The sequence below is a fragment of the Mycolicibacterium hodleri genome (assembly GCF_025822245.1).
Lineage (GTDB): Bacteria > Actinomycetota > Actinomycetes > Mycobacteriales > Mycobacteriaceae > Mycobacterium > Mycobacterium hodleri.
Genome location: NZ_JACKTL010000062.1, coordinates 72,028 through 92,610, shown reverse-complemented (window position 1 = coordinate 92,610; position 20,583 = coordinate 72,028). Strand labels below are relative to the sequence as shown.

The window sequence follows — 20,583 nt, the reverse complement described above, 5'->3', positions numbered from 1 at the left end:
AACTAGCCCTTGTCGGCGGCCGTCAGGTAGCGCTGCAGGACGTCCTCGAAGCGATCGGTGACCACCCGCCGCCCGAGCGTCTGGTAATCGGTGGCCAGCCGCTGCCCGTCGCCGGCCAGCAGGCTCTCCTCCAGCGACTCCACCACCGACTTCGCCAGTTCGTCGAGCTGGTCGGCCACGCCGTCGGCCACCCGCAGGATGGTCTGGACGTAGCGCAGCGGCTCGTCGGCGGCGACCACCACCTCGGCGATGTTCGGGTCGACCAGCGTCAGGCGACCGTCGACGACCTCGGCCAGCCCGTGCCGCACCAGGCGTCGAGCCTCGTCGCCGTCGGCGTCGATGTCGACGGCCGCGGTCGGCGCCGGGTGGGGCTCACCGAAGACGGCCTGCTGCAGTCCGAGGATGTCGGCCAGGTCGTGCCCCTCGCGCATGCTGGAGAGGAATTCCGCGATGTGGGCCGAGGTGTATCCCTTGCGCAGCAGCTCGTTGATGGTCCCCAACTGGGACAGATGTCGGCCGTCGTAGTAGGCCGAGCGCCCCTCGCGGCGCGGCGGGTCGAGGAGACCTCGCTCACGATAGGCGCGAATGTTGCGGATACTTACCCCGGAGAGTTCGGACAACTCGCCGAGACGATACTCAACCACCTGGATACTCCCTCAAACAGCCGGTCACGGCCTTAGTCACCGCGCGTCCGCAACGAGCCATTGGCCTACTGTAGACCCTCCCAGAAGTTTGCGAGATTTGCACGCTCGCGTCATGTTGCACGAGTCGATTCGCCATCGGGTACGTCGGTGCGCGACGATTGTCCGAGTGCGTGCATGGATGGTGTGGGCGACGGGCTTGCTTGCCTACGTCGTCGCCGTACTCGACCGCACCACGCTAGGCGTCTCGGGGCTCAACGCCGCCGAGCGGTTCGACGCCAGCCCCAGCGTTCTCTCGACCTTCGTGGTGCTTCAGGTCGTCGTCTACGCGGCTGCCCAGGTCCCGGCCGGGATCCTGCTGGACCGCTACGGCTCGCGGGTGCTGATCGTGGCGGGGGCCGCGCTCATGGCCGGCGGCCAGCTGCTCCTGGCCCTCACCGAGTCGTTGCCACTGGCCATCGGAGCCCGGGCCGTCGTCGGGCTCGGCGACGCCCTCACGTTCATCTCGGTGTTGCGCCTGGTGCCGCGCTGGTTCGAGCCACGCCGGGTGCCGTTGCTGACGCAGATCACCGGAATCTGCGGACAGCTGGGGCAGGTGCTCTCGGCGCTGCCCTTCCTGGCCCTGCTCACCGGGACCACCTGGGCGACCGCGTACGTGTCGGTGGCCGCCTTCGGCGTACTCGCCATGGTGTTGGCCCTGGCCGTGGTCAGAGACACTCCGCACGGGCGGGTCGTGGCGGCCGAGAATCTGTCGGTGGGCGCTGTGCTGTCGAGCGTGAAGACGGTGTGGCTACGCCCCGGCACCCGACTCGGGTTCTTCACGCACATGGGCACCCAGTTCTCGGTCACCGTCTTCTGCCTCATGTGGGGCGTGCCCTATCTGACCGTCGCCCAAGGTCAATCCGCCCACGTAGCCGGAGCGCTGTTGACGGTCTCCGTCGTCTCCGCGATCTGCGCGGGCGTCTTCATCGGCATCCTCACCGGCCGGTATCCGCACCGGCGGTCGTGGATCGTCCTCACGATCATCGCCAGCAACGCCGTCATGTGGACCGTCATCCTGGCGCTCCCGAGCCGCGCCCCGCTGTGGCTGCTGGTCGTCCTGGTCGTGGTCATCTCGGCCGGGGGTCCCGGGTCGATGGTCGGGTTCGACTTCGCCAGGACGTTCAATCCGAGCGCCACCCTCGGTACCGCCCAGGGCATGGTGAACATGGGCGGCTTCATCGCGTCGCTGCTGGTGATGCAGGCGATGGGCGTCCTGCTCGGCGCTGCGGGCGGTTACTCCTTCGACTCGTTCCGCCAGGCGTGGACGGTGCAGTACGCGGTGTGGGCGATCGCGGTGATCGGCATCCTGATCACCCGCAGGAAGACCCGACGCCTGCTGGCGGCCGAGCAGGAACGTTCCCTGCTGGAGTCGTTCGAGGTGGACGCCACCGAGAGGTAGGCGGCCTACGCGTCCTTGGCGAGCGCGGCCGACATGTGCCGGTGCCCGATGACCTCGAACCCGACGACGCTGATCAACGGCGCCAGTGTGACGATCAGCAGGCACGCCGTCATGGGGACACCGGCCGACGCCGCCACCACCGCGGCCCCGAGCGTGCCGACGGTCAGCACCACCAGCACGAGGTGTAGTACGTCCCACGTCCTGACCATGAGCCCGTAGAGCAGGTAGACCAGCCCGATGTAGATGCCGACGGGAATGGCCACCGACAGCACCGTGCCCGTCGAGCCGAGGGTCGACTGCTCCTCGACGTAGTAGGCGGCGGTGTGGAGTCCGGCACCCGTGGCCACGATCGCCCCGAACACTGCGATGTGGAGGTAGCCGAACCAGAAGGAGCGTTCGCGGTGGCGGTGCAGCAGGTCGGCGGTGGGCACGGCGAAGTAGATCCACCACATCCCGAACGTCAGCCCGGTGCCCGAGATGGCGAGGATGGCGGCGTCCGGCGTCCACCCGTGTTCGCCGACGACGGCCGTCAACGACGCCACGGTGCCGACGACGCCCTCACCGAGCGCGATGATGGCCAGCAGCCCGTACCGCTCCGCGATGTGGTGGGCGTGCCACGGCGTCCCACCGCGGCGCGATTCCGCGAGCCACGGGCCGACCATCTCCGCGCACGCCAACAGCGCGAACACCACCAGCCCGAACGTCACCGACAGTGGCAGGAAGATCGAGGCGATCCACCCGACCTGGACGACGGTGATCACCGTTGCGTACGTCAGGCTGGCCCGCCTGCGCTGCGGATCCTGGCGCGCGGCCCGCAGCCACTGGGCCACCATCGCCACGCGCATCACGACGTAGCCGGCGACGATCAGGGCGTTGTCGAGGTGGCCGCCGTGCTCGATCGAGGCGTAGAACGGCGGGATGCCGAGCGCGAGGACGAGCACGCCGACCATCTGCAGCATCGTCAGGAAGCGGTACACCCAGTCGTCGGTGTCGTAGGCGGAGGCGAACCAGGTGAAGTTGATCCACGCCCAGCAGGTGGCGAACGTCGCGAAGACGAACCCCGTGAAGCCGACGCCGACGTGGCCGGCGGCGAGCGCGTGGGCGAACTCCGACGCCGCGACGCCGAACGCGATGACGAACGTCAGGTCGAACAGCAGCTCCAGAGGAGTGGCGACGCGGTGGCGCTCGTGCGGGTCACGACCGGCCATCCGTTGGACGCGGTGGGCCCGCACGGCGGGGGTCGACGGCTCCGGTTCGTTCACCCGACTTGCTCCTTCCGACGGCCGTTGACCGTACCGGATTCAGCGGGTGGGCGCGGGCTCCGGCGGCGGCGGAACGCGCATGGCCGCCCGCGACCGCACGACCGTCGGCCACCAGAACCACTTGCCCATCAGCGCCGCGATCGCGGGCGTCATGAAGGTCCGCACGATCAGGGTGTCGAACAGCAGGCCGAGCGCAATCGTGGTGCCCACCTGGCCCATGACGACCAGATCGCTGAAGGCGAACGTCGCCATCGTCGCGGCGAAGACGAGCCCGGCCGACGTCACCACCGAACCGGTGCCCGCCATGGAGCGGATGATGCCGGTCTTGAGCCCGCCGGGCAGCTCCTCCTTCATCCTGGACACCAGTAGCAGGTTGTAGTCCGAACCCACTGCGAGCAGCAGGATCACCGACATCGCCAGCACCATCCAGTGCAGTTCCAGGCCGAGGAGGTGCTGCCACAGCAGCACCGACAGGCCGAAGGAGGCCCCCAGCGACAGCAGCACCGTGCCGACGATCACCGCCGCCGCGACGAGTGCGCGCGTGATGATCAGCATGATGATGAAGATCAGCGTGACCGCGGAGATTCCGGCGATCAGCAGGTCGTAGTACGACCCGTCGCGCATGTCCTTGTAGGTGGCTGCCGTGCCGGCCAGGTAGATCGACGAGCCCTCTAACGGAGTGCCCTTGACGGCCTCCTTGGCGGCCTGCTTGATGGCGTCGATGTGGTTGATGCCCTCGACGGTCGCGGGGTCGCCCTCGTGGCTGATGATGAACCGGACGGCGTGCCCGTCGGGCGAGATGAAGTTCTTCATCCCGCGCTTGAAGTCCTTGTTGGAGAAGATCTCCGGCGGCAGGTAGAACGTGTCGTCGTTGCGGGCGGCGTCGAACGCGTCCCCCATCGCGGTGGCGTTGTCCGACATCGCCGACTGCTGGTTCTGGAAGCCCATCTGGACCTGGTAGGTGGTCAGCAGCATCTGCTTGACCGACCGGAGCTGCTCGAGCTGCGGTCGCAGCGTGGCCGCCAGTTGCGGGGTCAGCGCGGCCAGCTTCTGGGTGTCGGTGACCAGACCGCCGATTTGGTCGGTGAGGGAACTGGTGCCGTCGAGCGCGTCGAAGATGCCCCGCCCGGCCACGCACAACGGGATGTCGTAGCAGTGCGGCTCCCAGTACACGTACGCCTTGAGGGGCCGGAACATGTCCTGGAAGTTCTCGATGTTGTCGCGGAGTTCGCCGACCGTCGCGGCGAGATCGGTGATCTTGGCCGCCATCTCGTTGATGTTGGCCGAGAGTTCGTCCATCAACGCCAGCATGTGGGTCAGCGTGTCGATCATGGTCTGCATGTCGTTGGCCTGCTGAAGCATGTTGGCGAACGAATCCTGCTGGTACTTCTCGTTCAGCTTCGATGCGGTGCCCTGCATGCTGATCTGGAACGGGATGGTGCTGTGCTTGATCGGCTTGCCGTCGGGGCGCGTGATCGTCTGCACCCGCGAGATGCCCGGCGTGTGGAAGATCGCCTTGGCGATCTTGTCGATCACCAGGAAGTCCGCCGACGTGCGCAGGTCGTGATCGCTCTTGATCATCAGCAGCTCGGGGTTCATCCGGGCGGCGTTGAAGTGCCGGTCGGCCACCTCGTAGCCCACGTTCGCCGGCATGTCGGCCGGCAGGTACCTGCGGTTGTCGTAGCTGGTCTTGTAGCTCGGCAGGGCCAGCAGGCCGATCAGCGCCAGCGCGATGGTGGCGGCCAGGATGGGGCCGGGCCACCGCACGATCGCGGTGCCGAGGCGGCGCCAGCCGCGGGAGCGGATCGCGCGCTTGGGTTCGAAGATGCGGCGGAACCGGCTGCCGATCGTCACCACCGCCGGTCCGAGGGTCAGCGCCGCGATCACGGCGACGACGGTGCCGACCGCGCAGGGCACGCCCAGGGTCTGGAAGTAGGGCAGCCGGGTGAAGCTGAGGCAAAGCATGGCGCCGGCGATGGTCAACCCGGACCCGAGCACGACGTGCGCGGTCCCGCGGAACATCGAGTAGTAGGACGCCTCCCGGTCCTCCCCCGCGCCGCGCGCCTCCTGGTAGCGGCCGATGAGGAAGATCGCGTAGTCGGTGCCCGCGGCGATGACCATAAGCGTCAACAAACTCGTCGCGAAGGTAGAGAGCCCGATGATCTGGTAGTAGCCGAGCACGGCGACGATGCCCCGGGCGGCGCCGAGTTCCATGAACACCATGAACAGCACCAGCAGCATGGTCACGAAGGACCGGTAGACCAGCACCAGCATCAACGCGATGACCACCAGCGTGATGATCGTGACGATGAGGATGCTGGTGTTGCCGGCTTCGGTTTGATCCGACACCAGCGCCGATCCGCCGGTGACGTAGGTCTTCACCCCCGGCGGTGCGGGCGTGTCGGCGACGATTTGCTGCACCGACTTCACCGAGTCGTTGGCCAGTGTCTCGCCCATGTTGCCGTGCAGGTAGACCTGGACGTAGGCGGACAGGCCGTCGTTGCTCTGCGCGCCCGACGCGGTCAGCGGGTCGCCCCAGAAGTCCTGGATGTGTTCGACGTGGGCGGTGTCGGCCTCGAGCTTCTTGACCAGCTCGTCGTAGTACCGGTGGGCGTCGGCACCGAGCGGCTTGTCCCCCTCCAGGATGATCATCGCGTTGCTGTCGGAGCTGAACTCCTGGAACGTCGCGCCGATTTCCTGCATCGACAGCATCGACGGCGCGTCCTTGGCGTTCATCGACACCGTGTGCGCCTCGCCGACCTTCTCCAATGACGGCACGGCGACGTTGGACACCACGGTCAGGACGAACCAGCCGAGGACGATGAAGGGGGCGAACGCGCGGATGAAGTGGGCGATCTTCGAGCGTGCCGGACTCGTGTCACTCATTTCGAGGTCACCGGCTCCCATAGATGTCGGATGCACGGGCGTCATCGGCACGATTGACGCCACCCGCGAGCGGAATGCCGCGCTCAATATATGTAGGCCGTCAAACTGTTTCTGTCAATTTCAGGGAGGGGTCCACGGGGGCGTCCGGATGGGCCCGTGCGACCGTCGGCGGGCCTACCGTAGACGCCGTGGACCAACTCTCCGATGACGTGATCGCATTCCTGTCCGAGGGCACGCGCACCGCGATGCTGGGATACGTGGCTGCCGACGGCAGGCCGTTGGTGGCGCCGGTCTGGTTCGTGGTCGACGACGGGGCCCTGGTGTTCAACACCGGCAAGGACACCGCCAAGGGCCGTGCGCTGCGACGCGACCCCCGCGTGGTGATCTGCGTCGACGATCCCCATCCGCCGTACTCCTTCGTCCAGGTGCAGGGCGTCGCCGAGCTCAGCGAGGATCCCGAGGAGCTGGTCGCCGTCGCGAGTCGCGCCGGAGCGCGCTACATGGGTGCCGACAAGGCCGAGGAGTACGGGCGCCGCAACGGCGTGCCCGGCGAGCTCGTGGTGCGGGTGCGGCCGACCAAGGTGCTCAAGGCATTCGACCTCGCGGAGTGACGGGGATGCACGAGACGCCGCGGACCGCCGCCGTAGGCGTGGTCCTGGCCGCCGGAATGGGCACGCGCGTCGGCGCCGACGGCAACAAGGCCTATCTCCCGTTGGCCGGCCGCAGCATGGTGTCGTGGTCGGTGGAGGCGGTGGCCCGGGCGACGACCGTCACCCGCACGATCCTGGTGTTCCGCCGGGGCGAGCGCGCTCTCGCCGAACGGACCCTTGCCGCGGAGGTGCCCCAGCTCGACGTGGAGCTCGTCGAGGGCGGCGACACCCGCCACGGCTCGGAGGAGAACGTGCTGCACCACCTGGCCCCCGACATCGAGTCCGGCGCCGTCGACGTCGTGCTGGTTCACGACGCCGCCCGGCCGCTGGCCACCCGGGCGATGATGGACACCGCGGTGACGACGGCACGCGCCCGCGGCGGCGCGATCCCCGTGCTGCCCGCCGCAGACGTGGTGGCGGCCGACGCGGACGGCCGGCTCTCCCCCGCCGACGGCACGCTCGTCCGGGTCCAGACGCCGCAGGCATTTCGCGCCCGCCCGCTGCTGGCCGCGTACCTGGCCGCCGAGGGCGGCAGCTTCGAGGGCACCGACACCGCGTCGTGCGTGCAGAACTACACCGACGTCGACGTCGGCGTGTTTCCCGGTGCCGCCACCAATCTCAAGGTCACCTTCGCCCCCGACGTTCGGCTCGCCGAGCGGCTCCTGCAGGACAGGATCAGTCGCGTCGGCCCGCGATGACGGCCTCCAAAAGATGCGTGTCACGCGGCAACTCCGCCTGAACCGCACCGGGGTCGCCGTCGACCACGCCCACGTCGAGCCCCGCGCGCAGGGCCGCGTCGAATTCGTCGAGGCCGTCCAGTCCGGTGGTCGGGAGCTCCGAGACCAACTGCCACAGGGCCGACGCGGTGAAGCCGCGCGGGTACTGGACCGTCCGCAGCGTGGTGCGGTCGACCGTACTGAGCACCGAGCCCGTGTCGTCGACGGTCTTGACGGTGTCGGTCACCGCCAGCACGGGCACCACCACGTCACCGCCGGCCGCCAAGGCGACGAGCACGCCGGCGGCGACAGCGCCCGACGACAGCGGATACCGGTGATCGCAGATCAGCACCGAGGCGGGCTCGTGGGGGTGGACGTCGAGGTGCTCGAGGCCGGCCCGGATCGCCTCGCGGCGCGAGCCTGGGCCCCGGGTGACGGCGACGGCGGTCGTCAACCCCGCCGCGCGCAAGCACTCTCGGACGGTGCCCGCCAGGGTGGGCAGCGTCGCGACCACGACGTCGTCGTCGGCCACCACGCCCAGCACCGACCGGACGACACGCGCCAGCGGCGCCTCCCCCGCCACCGGCACCGTGGCGGCGTCGACGTCCTCGGCGTGGGTCAGCGGCACCACCGCGCACTGCTTCATCGTCGAGACAGTAGCGACGATCAGCGGAAGCGGCGAAGATATGCCGCCCAATCCCAGCCGGCGAGGAACTCCTCGGCCGCCCCGTACCCCTTGAGGTACTGGGCCTCCAGCTCGTTGTCGGTGATGTCGAAGTCGAGGAACCCGACGTCGGTCGAATCCACGCGGATGGCGCGGGCGTCGACCCACGGCTGATTCAGGTACGCCTGGTCGCGACCGACCAGCATCGTGGTGATGACCTGCTCCAGCAGGTGTGGCGCCCCCAGCACGCGAAGGGCGGCCAGCGCCGGGATGGCCTGGTCGTTGCCGTCGGGCAGGTTCGGCAGCAGCGTGACGCCGAAACTCGGCCAGCGCGGCGCCTTCCCGTCCGTCCGGTCCAGCGAGTCGATCGGGAAGTTGGACAGCAGGCCACCGTCGACCAGCGTCGAGGTCAGGCCCGAGGTGGCGGTCAGCTCCACCGGGCGGAAGAAGAACGGGATGGACATGGACGCGCGGACGGCGTCGGCGACCAGTTGCTCGTCGGGGTCCAGCCCGTAGACCCTGCGGTAGTCCCACGGCAGTCGCACCAACTGTCCGGTGGTCACGTCGGCGACGGTGACCACCAGGCGATAGCGCTGCTCCGGCGGCAGCTCGTCGTCGTCGACGGCCAGATCGCCGAAGGTCGCCACGCCCAGATCGGCGAGGTGGCTGCGGACCCACTCGTGGATGTAGTCGCCCCGGTAGATCCCCGACCCGCGCAGCAACGCCACGGACGGGCCAAGCAGCGGCACCCGCTCCACCGGACCCGGATCGAGGAACTTGCGGTAATCGATCTGCAGCGCAAGCTCTTTGACCTGCGCGCCGGTCATCGCACCGGTGTGGGCCGCGGCCGCGACGACGGCCCCCACGATCGATCCCGCCGACGTGCCGGAGACGCGCTGCGGCTGGTAGCCGGCGTCCAGCAGTCCGACGACGGCTCCCACCAGGCCGACGCCCTTGACGCCGCCTCCGGAGAGCACCAGGTCTGCACGCTTGCCCTCTGTCATGCCGTCGACGGTACGGGGCGCGCCCGACAACCGGCTACGACCGGAAGCGTCCCGCGAATCCGCGCAGTGGAAGGTCGGCGCTGGTGAGCAGTCCCGGCGGCGCGGCGACCACCGACTCGATCGCGTTGAGGGCGGGCATTCCCGTCACGGTCATGCCGATCGACGCGAAGCTGTCCGGGTCGGACAGGTCGACCCCGGGCTTGGGGAAGATCATGTGCTTGTTGTAGATGCAGGGATCGCCCTTGATCTGAGTGATGTAGCAGCCCTTGATGTCCCAGCTCGGGTCGGTGTGCGGTGTCATCTGCCACTCCAAGTGGGTCTCCACCCTGGGCACGCCGTCGACCATGCCCTGGTACTTGATGTAGCTGCCTCCGAGTGAGCCCTTGGGGAGGGTGTACCAGCCCAGGTCGACGTCCTTGGTGCACGCCCCCAGGTCATAGGAGAACGTCACCTCGTCGAGTTCCAGGCCGAAGCAGTCGGCCATCATCAGCACGCTGTCGGCGAAGACCCTGGTGTACTTCTCCAGCCTCGACGGGATCGACGGATCGTCGACGGGCAGGCCGTACCCCACCTCGATCCAGGTGTCCTTGGAGTGGTGGCACGACACGTCCACCGACTCGAGCGTGGTGACGTTCTCGATGTCGGCGACGTCTGCCGAACAGGCAACGCCCAGAATCTGATTCACGCCGGGATTCATGCCGGTGCCGTAGAACGTCGAGCCGCCCCGCTCGCACGCCTCGGCCAGCAGCTGGGACACCAGCCGGCCGGACGGGTGGGGGTGATTCTTGTCGCGGTGCCAACCGGTGATCCAGTCGGCGGTGGTGACCACGTCGATACCGGCCTCGAGGACCGTGACGTAGAGGTCCTCGTCGGGGAACACCCCGTGGAAGGTCAGCACGTCGGGCTTGGCGGCGATGATGTCCTCGACGCTGCCGGTGGCGGTGACGCCGACGGGTCCGATGCCGACCAGCTCGCCGACGTCACGGCCGATCTTTTCTGGCGAATAGCAATGCACGCCAACCAGTTTCAGATCGGGACGGGTCTGAATGCGTTTGATCATCTCGCTGCCGACGTTGCCGGTGGCGACCTGGAAGACGGTGATGGGGGTGGTCATGACGTTCGCCTCTCTGGTGCGGCGGCCAGCTCGGCGGCACTGCCGCCCCTGCCGTCGGGATAGAACTGCTTGGCCCAGGAGCGGATTGCGGTGAATCCCTCCTGCTCGGAGTTCGCGAGGGCCGGCGGGTCGGAGTACCGCTGGTGGGCCCAGATGTGCACGTCCTGGCTGAACTGCCGGATGACCTCGTCGCCGAACGCGCGGGCCTTGGTTTCGGCGCGGACGGGATCCCGGTCGGCGCGTCCGGCGGGCCGGCCGATGTAGACCATGAACCGCACGTCGGAGGTGAACTCGTCGACCGGCGTGATCGCCGAGATGGTCCGGTTGTCGATCATTCCCCAGCTCTTGGTGACCGCGATGCCCAAGCCCCCGTTGACGGCCTCGACGCCGCTGTCGACGTCCTCGATGCGCTGGCCGTCGTCACCTTCGAAGGTGATCGTGAAGTCGACGTAGGACACCGGCTCGGCGAAGTCGTGGCGGGTGAACACCGGGACGATCGGCGTGCCGTGGACGTACTTGAAGTGCGCGAAGTCGACGCCGTTCTCCAGGACGTACTGGGGGTGCAGCTCGAGGCCCGGCCGAAACAGCCGTTGCTGCGGGTAGTAGTCCTCGACCGTGGCCCCGCCCGCGAAGCTGGCGAACACGTCGGGCGCCTCGAAGAACGGTGCGCGGCCCTCGGTGTCGTGCCAGACGTAGACGGACTGATTGCGTTCGGTCACCGGGTACGACGTGATGCGTCGACCACGGTTGGGCCGGTCCTCGTACGGGATGCAGACGTTGCGCCCGTCGGAGTTCCATTGCCAGCCGTGGAACGGGCACTGCAGCACCTCCCCGAGCACCGTGCCGCCGAATCCCAGGTGCGCGCCGAGGTGTTCGCAGTAGGCGTTCATCACGGTGAGCCGTCCGGACTCCGCGCGCCAGGCGACGAGTTCGCGACCGAAGTACGTCATGGTGTGCACGTCGCCGACGGCGATCTCGTCGGACCAGGCCACCTGGAACCATCCGGTCGGTGTCATCGACAACGGCGGCTTCGCCATCCCTGCCTCCTTCGATCCGAATGATAGATGGCTCTGTCAAAGATTGGTAGAGGGTTCTATGATTCACCGATGACCGAGGCGGGCAGCGTAGGAAGGCGCACCAACCGTCGCGGCCTCGCCACGCGAGAGAACATCCTCGAAGCCGCCCTGACGTCGCTGGCGTCCGGGCAGCCCGGGTCGGTGTCGGCCAACCGCATCGCCAAGGACGTCGGTGCCACGTGGGGCACGGTGAAGTACCAGTTCGGCGACGTCGACGGCTTCTGGGCGGCGGTCCTGCACCGCACCGCCGAGCGGCGGGCGGGTCTGCTGGCCGCGCCGGTGGAGCCCGACACGTCGCTGCGCAGCCGCGTCAGCCGCATCGTCGACACGCTGTATCACGGTCTGTCGTCGTCGGATTCGCGCGCGATCGAGAACCTGCGGGCCGCGCTCCCCCGCAATCCCGACGAACTCGAGCGGCTCTACCCGCTCACCGCCGCCGAGCTCGCGTCCTGGGAGAGAAGTTGGCTCGAGACGTGTCAACGGGCCTTCGCCGACCTCGACCTCTCGCCCGACCGCGTGCGAAACGTGGCGACCCTGATCCCCGGCGCGATGCGGGGCCTGGTGTCGGAACGCCGGCTGGGCTCCTACGCCGACCTCGACGTGGCACGCGAGACCCTGACGATGGCGCTGGTCGCCTACCTCGCCTCGCCGGAGGACCGCTAACGCCGGTCACCCGGCCATCGCGGACCCTTCCGCGAGGCCGTGGCCGCCAGCACGCTGACGCCCACCGCCACCGCAAACACCCCGACCACGAGGTGTCGCGAATGGTCACTCGACGCGAAGGCCCACAGCTGCAACCCGCCGGCGCACAGCGCGAGCACGCCGAATGCCACTGCCGCCGCGCGAAGTCCAGTCATGGTTCCAGTGTGCAAGCCCGGCGTTATGCTCGCCCGTGGTGCGACCACTGGCAAGGAGGCCACGTGTGGGACTTCGAGACCGATCCGCAGTATCAGGAATTGCTCGACTGGGCAGACGCATTCGTCCGCGACGAGGTCGAGCCCCTCGACCTGATCTGGCCCCACCTGCAGTTCACCCCGCTTGACCAGACGCGCCGCAGGGTCGTCGACCCGCTCAAGGAGCGCGTGCGCCAACGGGGTTTGTGGGCCACCCACCTCGGCCCCGAGCACGGCGGCCAGGGCTACGGTCAGCTCAAGCTCGCGCTGCTCAACGAGATCCTCGGGCGGTCGCAGTGGGCGCCCGTCGTCTTCGGGTGTCAGGCTCCGGACACCGGCAACGCCGAAATCATCGCGCAGTTCGGCACGCCAGAGCAGAAGGAGCGCTACCTGCGGCCGCTGCTCGACGGCGAGCTCTTCTCGAGCTACTCGATGACCGAACCGCAGGGCGGCGCCGACCCCACCCAGTTCACCACCAGTGCGGTTCGCGACGGCGACGAGTGGGTGATCAACGGCTGGAAGTACTTCTCCTCCAACGCAAGTACCGCGGCGTTCCTCATCGTGATGGTCGTGACCAACCCCGACGTCAGCCCATATCAGGGCATGTCGATGTTCCTCCTGCCCACGGACACTCCCGGCGTCGAGATCGTGCGCAACGCCGGCCTGCACGGCGAACCGGAGGGCCAGGGCTCCCATGCCCTGATCCACTACGCCGACGTGCGGGTGCCGGGTTCGGCACTCCTCGGCGGCGAGGGGCAGGCGTTCGTCATCGCCCAGACCCGCCTCGGCGGCGGCCGAATTCACCACGCGATGCGCACGATCGGCCTGGCGCAGAAGGCGCTGGACATGATGTGCGAGCGCGCGCTGAGCCGCGAGACCGCCGGCAGCCTGCTCGCCGACAAGCAGGCCGTCCAGGGGTACGTCGCCGACTCCTACGCCCAACTGCTGCAGTTCCGGCTGATGGTTCTCTACACCGCGTGGCGAATAGACAGGTTCAACGACTACAAGATGGTGCGCAAGGACATCGCCGCGGTGAAGGTTCAGATGCCGACGGTGCTGCACGACATCGCTTGGCGCGCAATGCAAGTCCACGGCGCCCTCGGCGTCACCAACGAGATGCCGTTCCTCGGGATGGTGACGGCCGCGGCCGTGATGGGATTGGCCGACGGCCCCACCGAGGTGCACCGCACCACCGTCGCCAGGCAGGTGCTCCGGGACTACCGGGCCAGTGCCGACGTGTGGCCGACGGAGTGGATTCCGCGCAAGCGCGACGCGGCGAGGGCGAAGTACGCCGAGTACCTCGAACTCGAGATCGGCAACCAGTGACGCTCAAGCGATGAGCTCGACGAGGGTGGCGTTCGCGGTGCCGCCGCCCTCGCACATGGTTTGCAGCCCGTACCGAATCCCGTTGTCGCGCATGTGATGAATCATCCGCGTCATGAGCACCGCACCCGACGCCCCCAGCGGGTGACCCAGCGCGATCGCGCCGCCCAGCGGGTTGAGCCGCGCCTCGTCGGCTCCGGTCTCGGCCAGCCACGCCAGGGGGACGGGTGCGAAGGCCTCGTTCACCTCGTAGACGCCCACCTCGTCGATGCCGACGCCGGCCTTGTGCAGCACCTTCGCGGTCGCCGGGATCGGACCGGTCAGCATCAGCACCGGGTCGGCGCCGGTGACCGCCCCGGCGCGGTAGCGCACCAGCGGGGTGAGCCCCATGGTGACGGCGTTCTCCGCGGTCGTCACCAGCAGGGCCGCGGCGCCGTCGGAGATCTGCGACGAGTTGCCCGCGTGGACGACGCCGTCGTCGGTGAAGGCCGGCTTCAGGGCCGCCAGCCTCTCGGCGGTGGTGCCGCGCCGGATGCCCTCGTCGGCGGTCACCACGCCGTCCTCGGTGAACACGGGCACGATCTGATCGGTGAACACCCCGGCGTCCTGCGCGGCGGCCGCACGCTCGTGCGACTGCGCGGAGTACTCGTCGAGTCGGCCTCTTGAGAGGTTCCACTTCGTCGCGATCATCTCGGCGGAGATCCCTTGGTTGAACGCGAAGTCGTCATAGCGGGCAAGCACTTTCGGCCCATACGGCATGCCGGTGGCCCGCGCCGAGCCCAGCGGCACCCGGCTCATCACCTCGACCCCGCCGGCGACGACGACGTCCTGCTGACCCGACATCACGGCGTGCACGGCGAAGTCGAGGGCCTGCTGACTGGATCCGCAGGCCCGGTTCACCGTGGTGCCGGGAATGTGCTCCGGCCAGCCCGCCGCCAGCACCGCCCACCGGCCGATGTTGCTCGACTGGTCGCCGACCTGCGACACGCACCCCCAGACCACGTCGTCGACCACCGAGGTGTCGACCCCGGTGCGTTCGGCGAGTTCGGTGAGCACGACCGCGGACAGGTCGGCGGCGTGCTGGGCGGACAGGCCGCCGTTGCGCTTGCCCACCGGCGTTCGGACCGCTCCGACGACGACCGTCTCACGCATCGATCTGCTCGCTTCCACCGGCGCGGACCTCGTTCTTCACCGCGGGCACCACCGGCGGTGCCTGCCGCCAGTTGGGCACGCCGTCGGACTCGTTGGCCACGGGAAATCCGCCGCCGTGCAATTGGGTCCAGTGACTGTGGTTGAGCTGGTGGAGCGTGAAGCACGCGTTCAGAGAGTTGTAGAACCCCTGGTTGTCCTGGGTCTGGTTGACCGACTCCTTGACCAGCAGGGCCGCCATCGTCGGCACCTTCGCGATCCGCCTGGCGAACTCCAACGTCCGGTCGGCCAGTTGGTCGAGGGGAAACACCTTGGACACCATGCCGAGCTGGTAGGCCTCGTCGACCGAGAGGGTGTCGCCGGTGAGCATCAGCTCCTTGGTCTTGCGGGCGCCGAATTCCCAAGGGTGGGCGAAGTATTCGACGCCGCACATGCCCAGCCGGGTGCCGACCACGTCGGCGAAGCGGGTCCCCTCGGCCGCGACGATCAGGTCACACGACCACATCAGCATCAGGGCGGCGGCGTACACGTCGCCGTGCACCTGCGCCACGGTGATCTTGCGCAAGTTGCGCCACCGCAGGGTGTTTTGGAAGAAGTGGTGCCACTCCTGCAGCATCAGCTTCTCGGCCGCCTGGCGGGTCGCGCCGCCCTCGGTGAAGGTGGGGTGCTGGTCGGGGCCCGGCGCGTGCTCGGCCATGGCCTGCTTGGAACCCAGGTCGTGCCCGGAGGAGAACATCGGCCCGTGGCCGCCGAGGATCACCACGCGGACGTCGTCGTCGGCCTCCGCCCGGAGGAACGCCTCGTTCAGCTCGACGAGCAGCCCGCGCTGCTGGGCGTTGCGCTGGTCCGGTCGGTTGAGCATGATCCGGGCAATGGTGCCTTCGTCGAAGGTCTCGTACGTCACGAAGCGGTAGTCGGCCATGCCGTGCGACTCTATTCCTCCCGACATTCGGGCCAACCCCGTATCGCGTAGTGCATCCTTGGCGCGTGACCGTCGACGCGCTCCTGGAGACCATCCCGCCGATCGCGGTGTACCTCGTCGTCGGCGCGGTCATCGGCCTGGAGAGTCTCGGCATACCGCTGCCCGGCGAGATCGCACTGGTCAGCGCCGCACTGTTGGCCTCGCGGCACGAGCTCGACGTCAACCCCGTCGGCGTGGCGACGGCCGCCACCATCGGAGCCATCGTCGGTGACACGATCGGATACGCCATCGGCCACCGGTACGGCATGGGCCTGTTCGAACGACTCGGCAGACGCTTCCCCAAGCACTTCGGCCCCGGCCACGTCGCACTGGCCAAACGGCTCTTCACCCGGTGGGGCGTCTGGGCGGTGTTTTTCGGCCGGTTCATCGCGCTGCTCCGCATCTTCGCCGGCCCCCTCGCGGGGGCGTTGAAGATGCCGTACGGAAAGTTCTTGGCGGCCAACGCAACCGGCGCGGTGTTCTGGGCGGGCGGCACCACTGCCGTCGTCTACTACCTGGGCCTGGCCGCCGAGAAGTGGCTGTCCCGATTCTCCTGGGTCGCGCTGGCGCTGGCCGTGGTGATCGGCGTCGTGTTCACGATGGTGATGAAGGAGCGCACCGGCAAGGCCATCGCGAAGCTGGAGGACGAGCACGACTGGGACACGCTGCGAGGGAACTGACGCGCCGCTAGAGGTCGAGCACCAGTTCGCCGTCGGGCGTGGCGCAGCAGATCAAGACGTTGCCGTCGGCCGGCGGTTCCAGCGGCTCCGGTTCGTAGCGCACCGATCCCGACACCACCGCCGTCTCGCAGTTGTGGCAGACCCCCGTGCGGCACGACCATCGGGTGGGCACGTCGCACGCCTCGGCGAAGTCGAGCAGGCTTGGATACGCCGGCCCCCACGGCACGGTGAGTCCGCTGCGGGCGAAGCCGACATCGGGCCCGGGCCCGGGCTCCCCCGCCGGCACGTGGGGCGGGACGGACGCGGTCGCGGCAATGCCTGGCGTGAGACCTGCCGTCGCACCGAAGGTTTCACTGTGGATGCGGTCCGGTGCCAACCCGTACGCGGCGAGGGACGCCGTCAACACCGTCATGAAGTCGACGGGACCACACAGATAGGCCTCGGCGTCCCTGGGCGGTCCGAGCTCGTCCAGCGCCGCGGCCGAGATACGGCCCGTCCCGGTGTAGTCGACGCCGATCCGGTCGGCCGCCGCCGGCCGGCTGTAGAACACGTGCGACCGGCCGCCGGGCAGCCTGTCGAGGAGTTCGTGACACTCCGCGGCGAACGCGTCGGCCGTCCCGTCGCGCGCCCCGTGCAACCACCACACCTCGCGGGTCGTACCCGCCGCGACGAGCGCGTGCAGCATGGACAGCACCGGGGTGATCCCGACGCCGGCGGACACCAGCAGCACCGGTGGGCCGTCGGGGTCGTCGGTGATGGCGAGCGCGAACGTGCCACGCGGAGCGGCGACGTCGACCAGGTCACCCGTCGTCACCCCGGCGTGGAGGTATCCGCTGCCCCGGCCGTGCGGTTCCTTCTTGACTCCGATCCGGTAGATCCCCGAGCCGGGTGGATTGGACAGCGAGTAGTTGCGCAGGACGGCCGCCCCCGTGGGATCTGGGCGCAGCCGTAGCGTAATCGACTGTCCAGGTGACCAATTCGGTAGCAGAGCCCCCTCGGGGTCGGCCAACGTCAACGACCGGACGTCGGCACTCTCCTCGCGCACCGAGGTGACGCGCAGCGGCCGAAACCCCGTCCACGCGGGCGGCGGGGCGCTGGCCGCAGCGGTCAGCCCGGTGTTGCCCGCGGCTCCGTCCGCCTGCGTCACCAAACTCTGCAACGACGTCTTCCAACCGGGGCTCAGCGCAGGCACGCGCAGCGCCCGGTCGAGGCTGTCCCGGGGATGGCCGGGCAGGTACAGCAGGGCGTCGACCTCGGCGACGGTCACCTCCTCGGGGCCCGAGGCGACCTTCACGATCTCCTGGCCGGCGCACACCTCACCCTCGACGATTACCCGCAGATAGAACCCCGGCCGGCGATGAGACACCAGCAGGGCCGCCATGCTCGGCACCCCCACCCGCAGGCCGACCCGGTAACAGGTGACCCGTGGCTGGGTGACCTCGAACTCCGCCTCGCCGACCCGGTACCGGTCACCGATGCAGACCTCGTCGTCCGGCAGCCCGTCGACGGTGAAGTTCTCCCCGAAGTGGCCGGGCGTCAGGTCGTCGCGACCGAATTCGGCGTTCCAGTGGCGGTAGGAGTCGAGCTGGTAGACCAGGACGGCCCGGTTCTCGCCGCCATGCCCGCCCAGGTCGCCCTGACCGTCGCCGTCGACGTTGAGACTGCGCACCATCCGCGGTCCGTCGACCGGGGCCTTCCACGCGCCGGTGTGGACGACTCGTCCGTTCCACTCGACGTCGGCGGGAAGGCCGACGTTCAGTGAGATCAACGTGGCCATCGCCGTCACCCTTCCGTCGCCTGTGGAAAAAGATAGACCGACCCCGCCGCGCGTACTGTCGATTACGTGGCCCTGCCTGGATTGACGACGGTGCGTGACGGCCTCGGTCAGCGTTTGTTCGGGATGGTGGCGGGCCCGGAGGGTCCGGCCAACCGCGCGCGCATCCACGACACCCCCGGCCCGCGGTGGTTCGGCGAGGACCGTCCGATCAGACGGGTGCACGGCGACGCGTCGATGTTCGTCGGCGGACTGCGTGCGCTGCTGCTGCAATCCCTGCACCCGCTGGCCATGGCGGGCGTCGCCGACCACTCGGACTACCGCGGCGATCCGTGGGGTCGGCTGCAGCGCACCAGCACCTTCCTCGCGGTCACCACGTTCGGTCCGGCCGACGACGCCCAGCGTGCCGTCGACAAGGTTCGCGGCATCCACCGTCGCGTCCACGGGATGGCCGCCGACGGACGCCCCTACGAGGCCTCGGACCCGCACCTGCTCGAATGGGTGCACGTCGCCGAGGTCGACAGCTTCCTGCGGGCGCACCAGCTGTACGGCGCGCGTCCGCTCGACCAGCAGGGCCGGGACGACTACGTCGCCGACACCGCCCGGGTCGCCGCCGCGCTTGGAGTGCTCGACCCGCCGCGCACCGAAGACGAACTGAGACAACGCATCTCGGATTACCGGCCCGAGCTCGACGGTACGGCGGCCGCCCGCGAGGCGGCAAAGTTCCTGCTGCTCACTCCCCCGCTGCCGTTGCTGGCCAAGCCGCCCTACGCGGTGCTGGCGGCCACCTCGGTGGCCATGCTCCCGGCCTGGGCGCGGCTGCCGTTGCGACTGCCGTACCTGCCTCCTCTTGAGGCCACCGCCGTCCGGGTTGCCGGCCGAACCCTGGTCGGCGGCATCCGCTGGGCCCTCGCCCGCGGCTGACCCCCGTCACACGGGAATGGTTGTGCCCGTTTCCTTCTCGGCGAAGTCCACCAGCCGGGCGGCAACCTCGTAATCACACGCCTCTGCCGAGCGGCCGCTCAGCGTCGGGGCGCCCTTGAGCCCCAGCCGGCTGTCGATCCCGACGTAGCTGCCCGGCGGGATCGGTTCGCTGAGGCAGTACAGCGTCGGCGCCGCGCCCGCGTCGGTGTCGTTGGCGAGCACGCCGGCCGCCGTCTTCACGACCTTGTGGAACGCCGCCATCACGCCCTCGTCGGCCATGTTCGACAGGTTGGAGGCGACCCACCCGGGGTGGGTCAGCTGGCTGGTGACGGGCGAGCCGGCCTGCCGCAACCGTCGGTCGAGTTCGAGGCCCCACAGCATCACCGCCAACTTCGAGCGGGCGTAGGCGGGGAACGCCGACCACTTGCGGACGCGCAGGTGGGGGTCGTCGAGCCCGATCTTGCCGGTCTTGTGCGCGTCGGAGGCGACGTTGACGATCGTCGAGCGCACCCGTGGCAACAGGAGATTGGTCAACGCGAAGGGCCCGAGGAAGTTGGTGCCCAGGGTCATCTCGAAGCCGTCGGCGGTCTCGGACCGGCGCTGCGCGACCACCCCGGCGTTGTTGACCAACACGTCGACGTCGCCGTCGAACAGGCCTGGAAAGGCCCGGACGGACGACATGTCGGCGAGGTCCAGCTTGACCACCGACGTGTCTCCGCCGATCTCGGCGGCGCGCTGGGCGCCCAGCTCGACGTTGCGAACCGCGAGGATCACGTGGGCGCCGGCGCGGGCCAGGGCGCCCGCCGTCGCGAGGCCGACGCCGTTGGTCGCCCCGGTGACGATGACGCGCTTGCCGGTCAGATTGCCGAGTCGGGTCGGCGACCAGTGAGATGTCACCGGCTGAGACTAACCGCACCCCCGGGGAGGCATTCACCGAAAATAGACACAAATCCGGTCATGTCTACCAAACTGGCGGCGATGACTGACAGTGCGCGGCAGATCGAGAACCTGGTGTACACCTACGCCGAGCGGATCGACGCCGGCGACCTCGACGGGGTGGCCGCGCTCTTCGAGCACGGCCGGATCTGCGGCGTCGAGGACGGGCCGCCGGAGACGGTCTTCTCCGGAATCGACGGCGTGCGAAGGATGTACGGGATGGCGACGCGCCTTCACGACGACGGCACCCCGAAGACCAAGCACCTGACCACCAACGTCCGGGTCGAGGTCGACGACGAAGCGGGCACCGCACGGGCGAGCGCCTACTACTGCGTCACGCAGGCCACCCCCGACCTGCCGTTGCAGATCATCGTGACGGGTCACTACCGCGACACCTTCCACCGCGTCGACGGCAGGTGGTGGTTCGACAGCCGCACCATGTTCGTCGACCAAGTCGGCGACGTCAGCCACCACCTCAAGTTCTGACCG

20 protein-coding genes are annotated in these 20,583 nt (G+C 68.9%); 8 read left to right on the top strand and 12 right to left on the bottom strand.

The features are described 5' to 3' along the window. Positions 1-2: 2 nt before the first annotated feature. On the bottom strand, positions 3-644 hold the full coding sequence (locus tag H7J06_RS26065) for a MerR family transcriptional regulator (RefSeq protein ID WP_264042312.1): 642 nt from the start codon (positions 642-644) through the stop codon (positions 3-5). 166 nt (positions 645-810) lie between these two features. Here H7J06_RS26065 and H7J06_RS26060 point away from each other — a divergent pair, with 166 nt between their 5' ends. Then, entirely contained in the window at positions 811-2,082 is a 1,272-nt protein-coding gene (locus tag H7J06_RS26060) for an MFS transporter (RefSeq protein WP_264042311.1), read from the top strand. A gap of 5 nt (positions 2,083-2,087) precedes the next feature. Here the strand turns inward: H7J06_RS26060 and H7J06_RS26055 are convergent, their stop codons facing one another. Both H7J06_RS26055 and H7J06_RS26050 read right to left on the bottom strand, forming a co-directional pair. Further along, positions 2,088-3,290: a low temperature requirement protein A gene (locus tag H7J06_RS26055; protein WP_264042333.1), complete on the bottom strand. Its 1,203-nt coding sequence runs from the start codon at positions 3,288-3,290 to the stop codon at positions 2,088-2,090. A gap of 93 nt (positions 3,291-3,383) precedes the next feature. Next, positions 3,384-6,230 carry an MMPL/RND family transporter gene (locus H7J06_RS26050; protein WP_264042310.1) on the bottom strand — a complete coding sequence of 949 codons (2,847 nt, stop codon included), beginning with the start codon at positions 6,228-6,230 and terminating at the stop codon, positions 3,384-3,386. A gap of 188 nt (positions 6,231-6,418) precedes the next feature. Here H7J06_RS26050 and H7J06_RS26045 point away from each other — a divergent pair, with 188 nt between their 5' ends. Further along, positions 6,419-6,841, top strand: a complete 423-nt coding sequence (locus H7J06_RS26045) for a PPOX class F420-dependent oxidoreductase (RefSeq protein ID WP_264042309.1) — start codon at positions 6,419-6,421, stop codon at positions 6,839-6,841. A 5-nt stretch (positions 6,842-6,846) separates the two neighbouring features. Further along, positions 6,847-7,578 carry an IspD/TarI family cytidylyltransferase gene (locus H7J06_RS26040; protein WP_264042308.1) on the top strand — a complete coding sequence of 244 codons (732 nt, stop codon included), beginning with the start codon at positions 6,847-6,849 and terminating at the stop codon, positions 7,576-7,578. Here the strand turns inward: H7J06_RS26040 and H7J06_RS26035 are convergent. The 4 genes from H7J06_RS26035 to H7J06_RS26020 are packed head-to-tail and all read right to left on the bottom strand — an operon-like array spanning position 7,556 to position 11,415. Next, positions 7,556-8,242: a 2-C-methyl-D-erythritol 4-phosphate cytidylyltransferase gene (locus H7J06_RS26035; protein ID WP_264042307.1), complete on the bottom strand. Its 687-nt coding sequence runs from the start codon at positions 8,240-8,242 to the stop codon at positions 7,556-7,558. The two genes, H7J06_RS26040 and H7J06_RS26035, sit on opposite strands and share 23 nt — an antisense overlap. A 20-nt stretch (positions 8,243-8,262) precedes the next feature. Then, a complete protein-coding gene (locus tag H7J06_RS26030) occupies positions 8,263-9,264 on the bottom strand; it encodes a patatin-like phospholipase family protein (RefSeq protein WP_264042306.1) in 1,002 nt (333 codons plus the stop codon). A 34-nt stretch (positions 9,265-9,298) separates the two neighbouring features. Continuing rightward, positions 9,299-10,378 (bottom strand): NAD(P)H-dependent amine dehydrogenase family protein, encoded by a 1,080-nt coding sequence (locus H7J06_RS26025; protein ID WP_264042305.1) that lies wholly within the window; start codon positions 10,376-10,378, stop codon positions 9,299-9,301. Continuing rightward, the gene (locus H7J06_RS26020) at positions 10,375-11,415 is read right to left on the bottom strand and encodes a Rieske 2Fe-2S domain-containing protein (protein ID WP_264042304.1); all 1,041 of its coding nucleotides are present in this window, start codon (positions 11,413-11,415) and stop codon (positions 10,375-10,377) included. The genes H7J06_RS26025 and H7J06_RS26020 overlap by 4 nt, the downstream gene beginning before the upstream one ends. 69 nt (positions 11,416-11,484) lie before the next feature. Between H7J06_RS26020 and H7J06_RS26015 the strand changes: the two genes are divergently transcribed. After that, the gene (locus tag H7J06_RS26015; protein WP_264042303.1) at positions 11,485-12,117 is read left to right on the top strand and encodes a TetR/AcrR family transcriptional regulator; all 633 of its coding nucleotides are present in this window, start codon (positions 11,485-11,487) and stop codon (positions 12,115-12,117) included. On the opposite strand, the gene H7J06_RS26010 is transcribed toward H7J06_RS26015, so the two are convergent. Continuing rightward, the gene (locus tag H7J06_RS26010; protein WP_264042302.1) at positions 12,114-12,311 is read right to left on the bottom strand and encodes a hypothetical protein; all 198 of its coding nucleotides are present in this window, start codon (positions 12,309-12,311) and stop codon (positions 12,114-12,116) included. The genes H7J06_RS26015 and H7J06_RS26010 overlap by 4 nt on opposite strands. Positions 12,312-12,374: 63 nt before the next feature. Between H7J06_RS26010 and H7J06_RS26005 the strand changes: the two genes are divergently transcribed. After that, positions 12,375-13,673 (top strand): acyl-CoA dehydrogenase family protein, encoded by a 1,299-nt coding sequence (locus H7J06_RS26005; RefSeq protein WP_264042300.1) that lies wholly within the window; start codon positions 12,375-12,377, stop codon positions 13,671-13,673. Positions 13,674-13,676: 3 nt separating this feature from the next. Here H7J06_RS26005 and H7J06_RS26000 read toward each other — a convergent pair whose 3' ends face one another. Together H7J06_RS26000 and H7J06_RS25995 are read right to left on the bottom strand one after the other, a co-directional pair. Then, a complete protein-coding gene (locus tag H7J06_RS26000) occupies positions 13,677-14,822 on the bottom strand; it encodes a thiolase family protein (RefSeq protein ID WP_264042299.1) in 1,146 nt (381 codons plus the stop codon). Continuing rightward, positions 14,815-15,741, bottom strand: coding sequence for an enoyl-CoA hydratase (locus H7J06_RS25995; RefSeq protein WP_264042298.1), 927 nt, complete (start codon positions 15,739-15,741; stop codon positions 14,815-14,817). The genes H7J06_RS26000 and H7J06_RS25995 overlap by 8 nt, the downstream gene beginning before the upstream one ends. 65 nt (positions 15,742-15,806) lie before the next feature. On the opposite strand from H7J06_RS25995, the gene H7J06_RS25990 reads away from it, so the two are divergent. Continuing rightward, positions 15,807-16,460: a DedA family protein gene (locus H7J06_RS25990; protein ID WP_264042297.1), complete on the top strand. Its 654-nt coding sequence runs from the start codon at positions 15,807-15,809 to the stop codon at positions 16,458-16,460. Positions 16,461-16,467: 7 nt separating this feature from the next. Here H7J06_RS25990 and H7J06_RS25985 read toward each other — a convergent pair whose 3' ends face one another. Further along, positions 16,468-18,237, bottom strand: a complete 1,770-nt coding sequence (locus H7J06_RS25985) for an MOSC and FAD-binding oxidoreductase domain-containing protein (RefSeq protein WP_264042296.1) — start codon at positions 18,235-18,237, stop codon at positions 16,468-16,470. 123 nt (positions 18,238-18,360) lie between these two features. Here H7J06_RS25985 and H7J06_RS25980 point away from each other — a divergent pair, with 123 nt between their 5' ends. Further along, entirely contained in the window at positions 18,361-19,158 is a 798-nt protein-coding gene (locus H7J06_RS25980; RefSeq protein ID WP_264042332.1) for an oxygenase MpaB family protein, read from the top strand. Between the two features lie 6 nt (positions 19,159-19,164). On the opposite strand, the gene H7J06_RS25975 is transcribed toward H7J06_RS25980, so the two are convergent. Next, positions 19,165-20,055 (bottom strand): SDR family NAD(P)-dependent oxidoreductase, encoded by an 891-nt coding sequence (locus tag H7J06_RS25975; RefSeq protein WP_264042295.1) that lies wholly within the window; start codon positions 20,053-20,055, stop codon positions 19,165-19,167. 81 nt (positions 20,056-20,136) lie between these two features. Here H7J06_RS25975 and H7J06_RS25970 point away from each other — a divergent pair, with 81 nt between their 5' ends. After that, entirely contained in the window at positions 20,137-20,580 is a 444-nt protein-coding gene (locus H7J06_RS25970) for a nuclear transport factor 2 family protein (RefSeq protein WP_264042294.1), read from the top strand. Positions 20,581-20,583 lie beyond the last annotated feature (3 nt).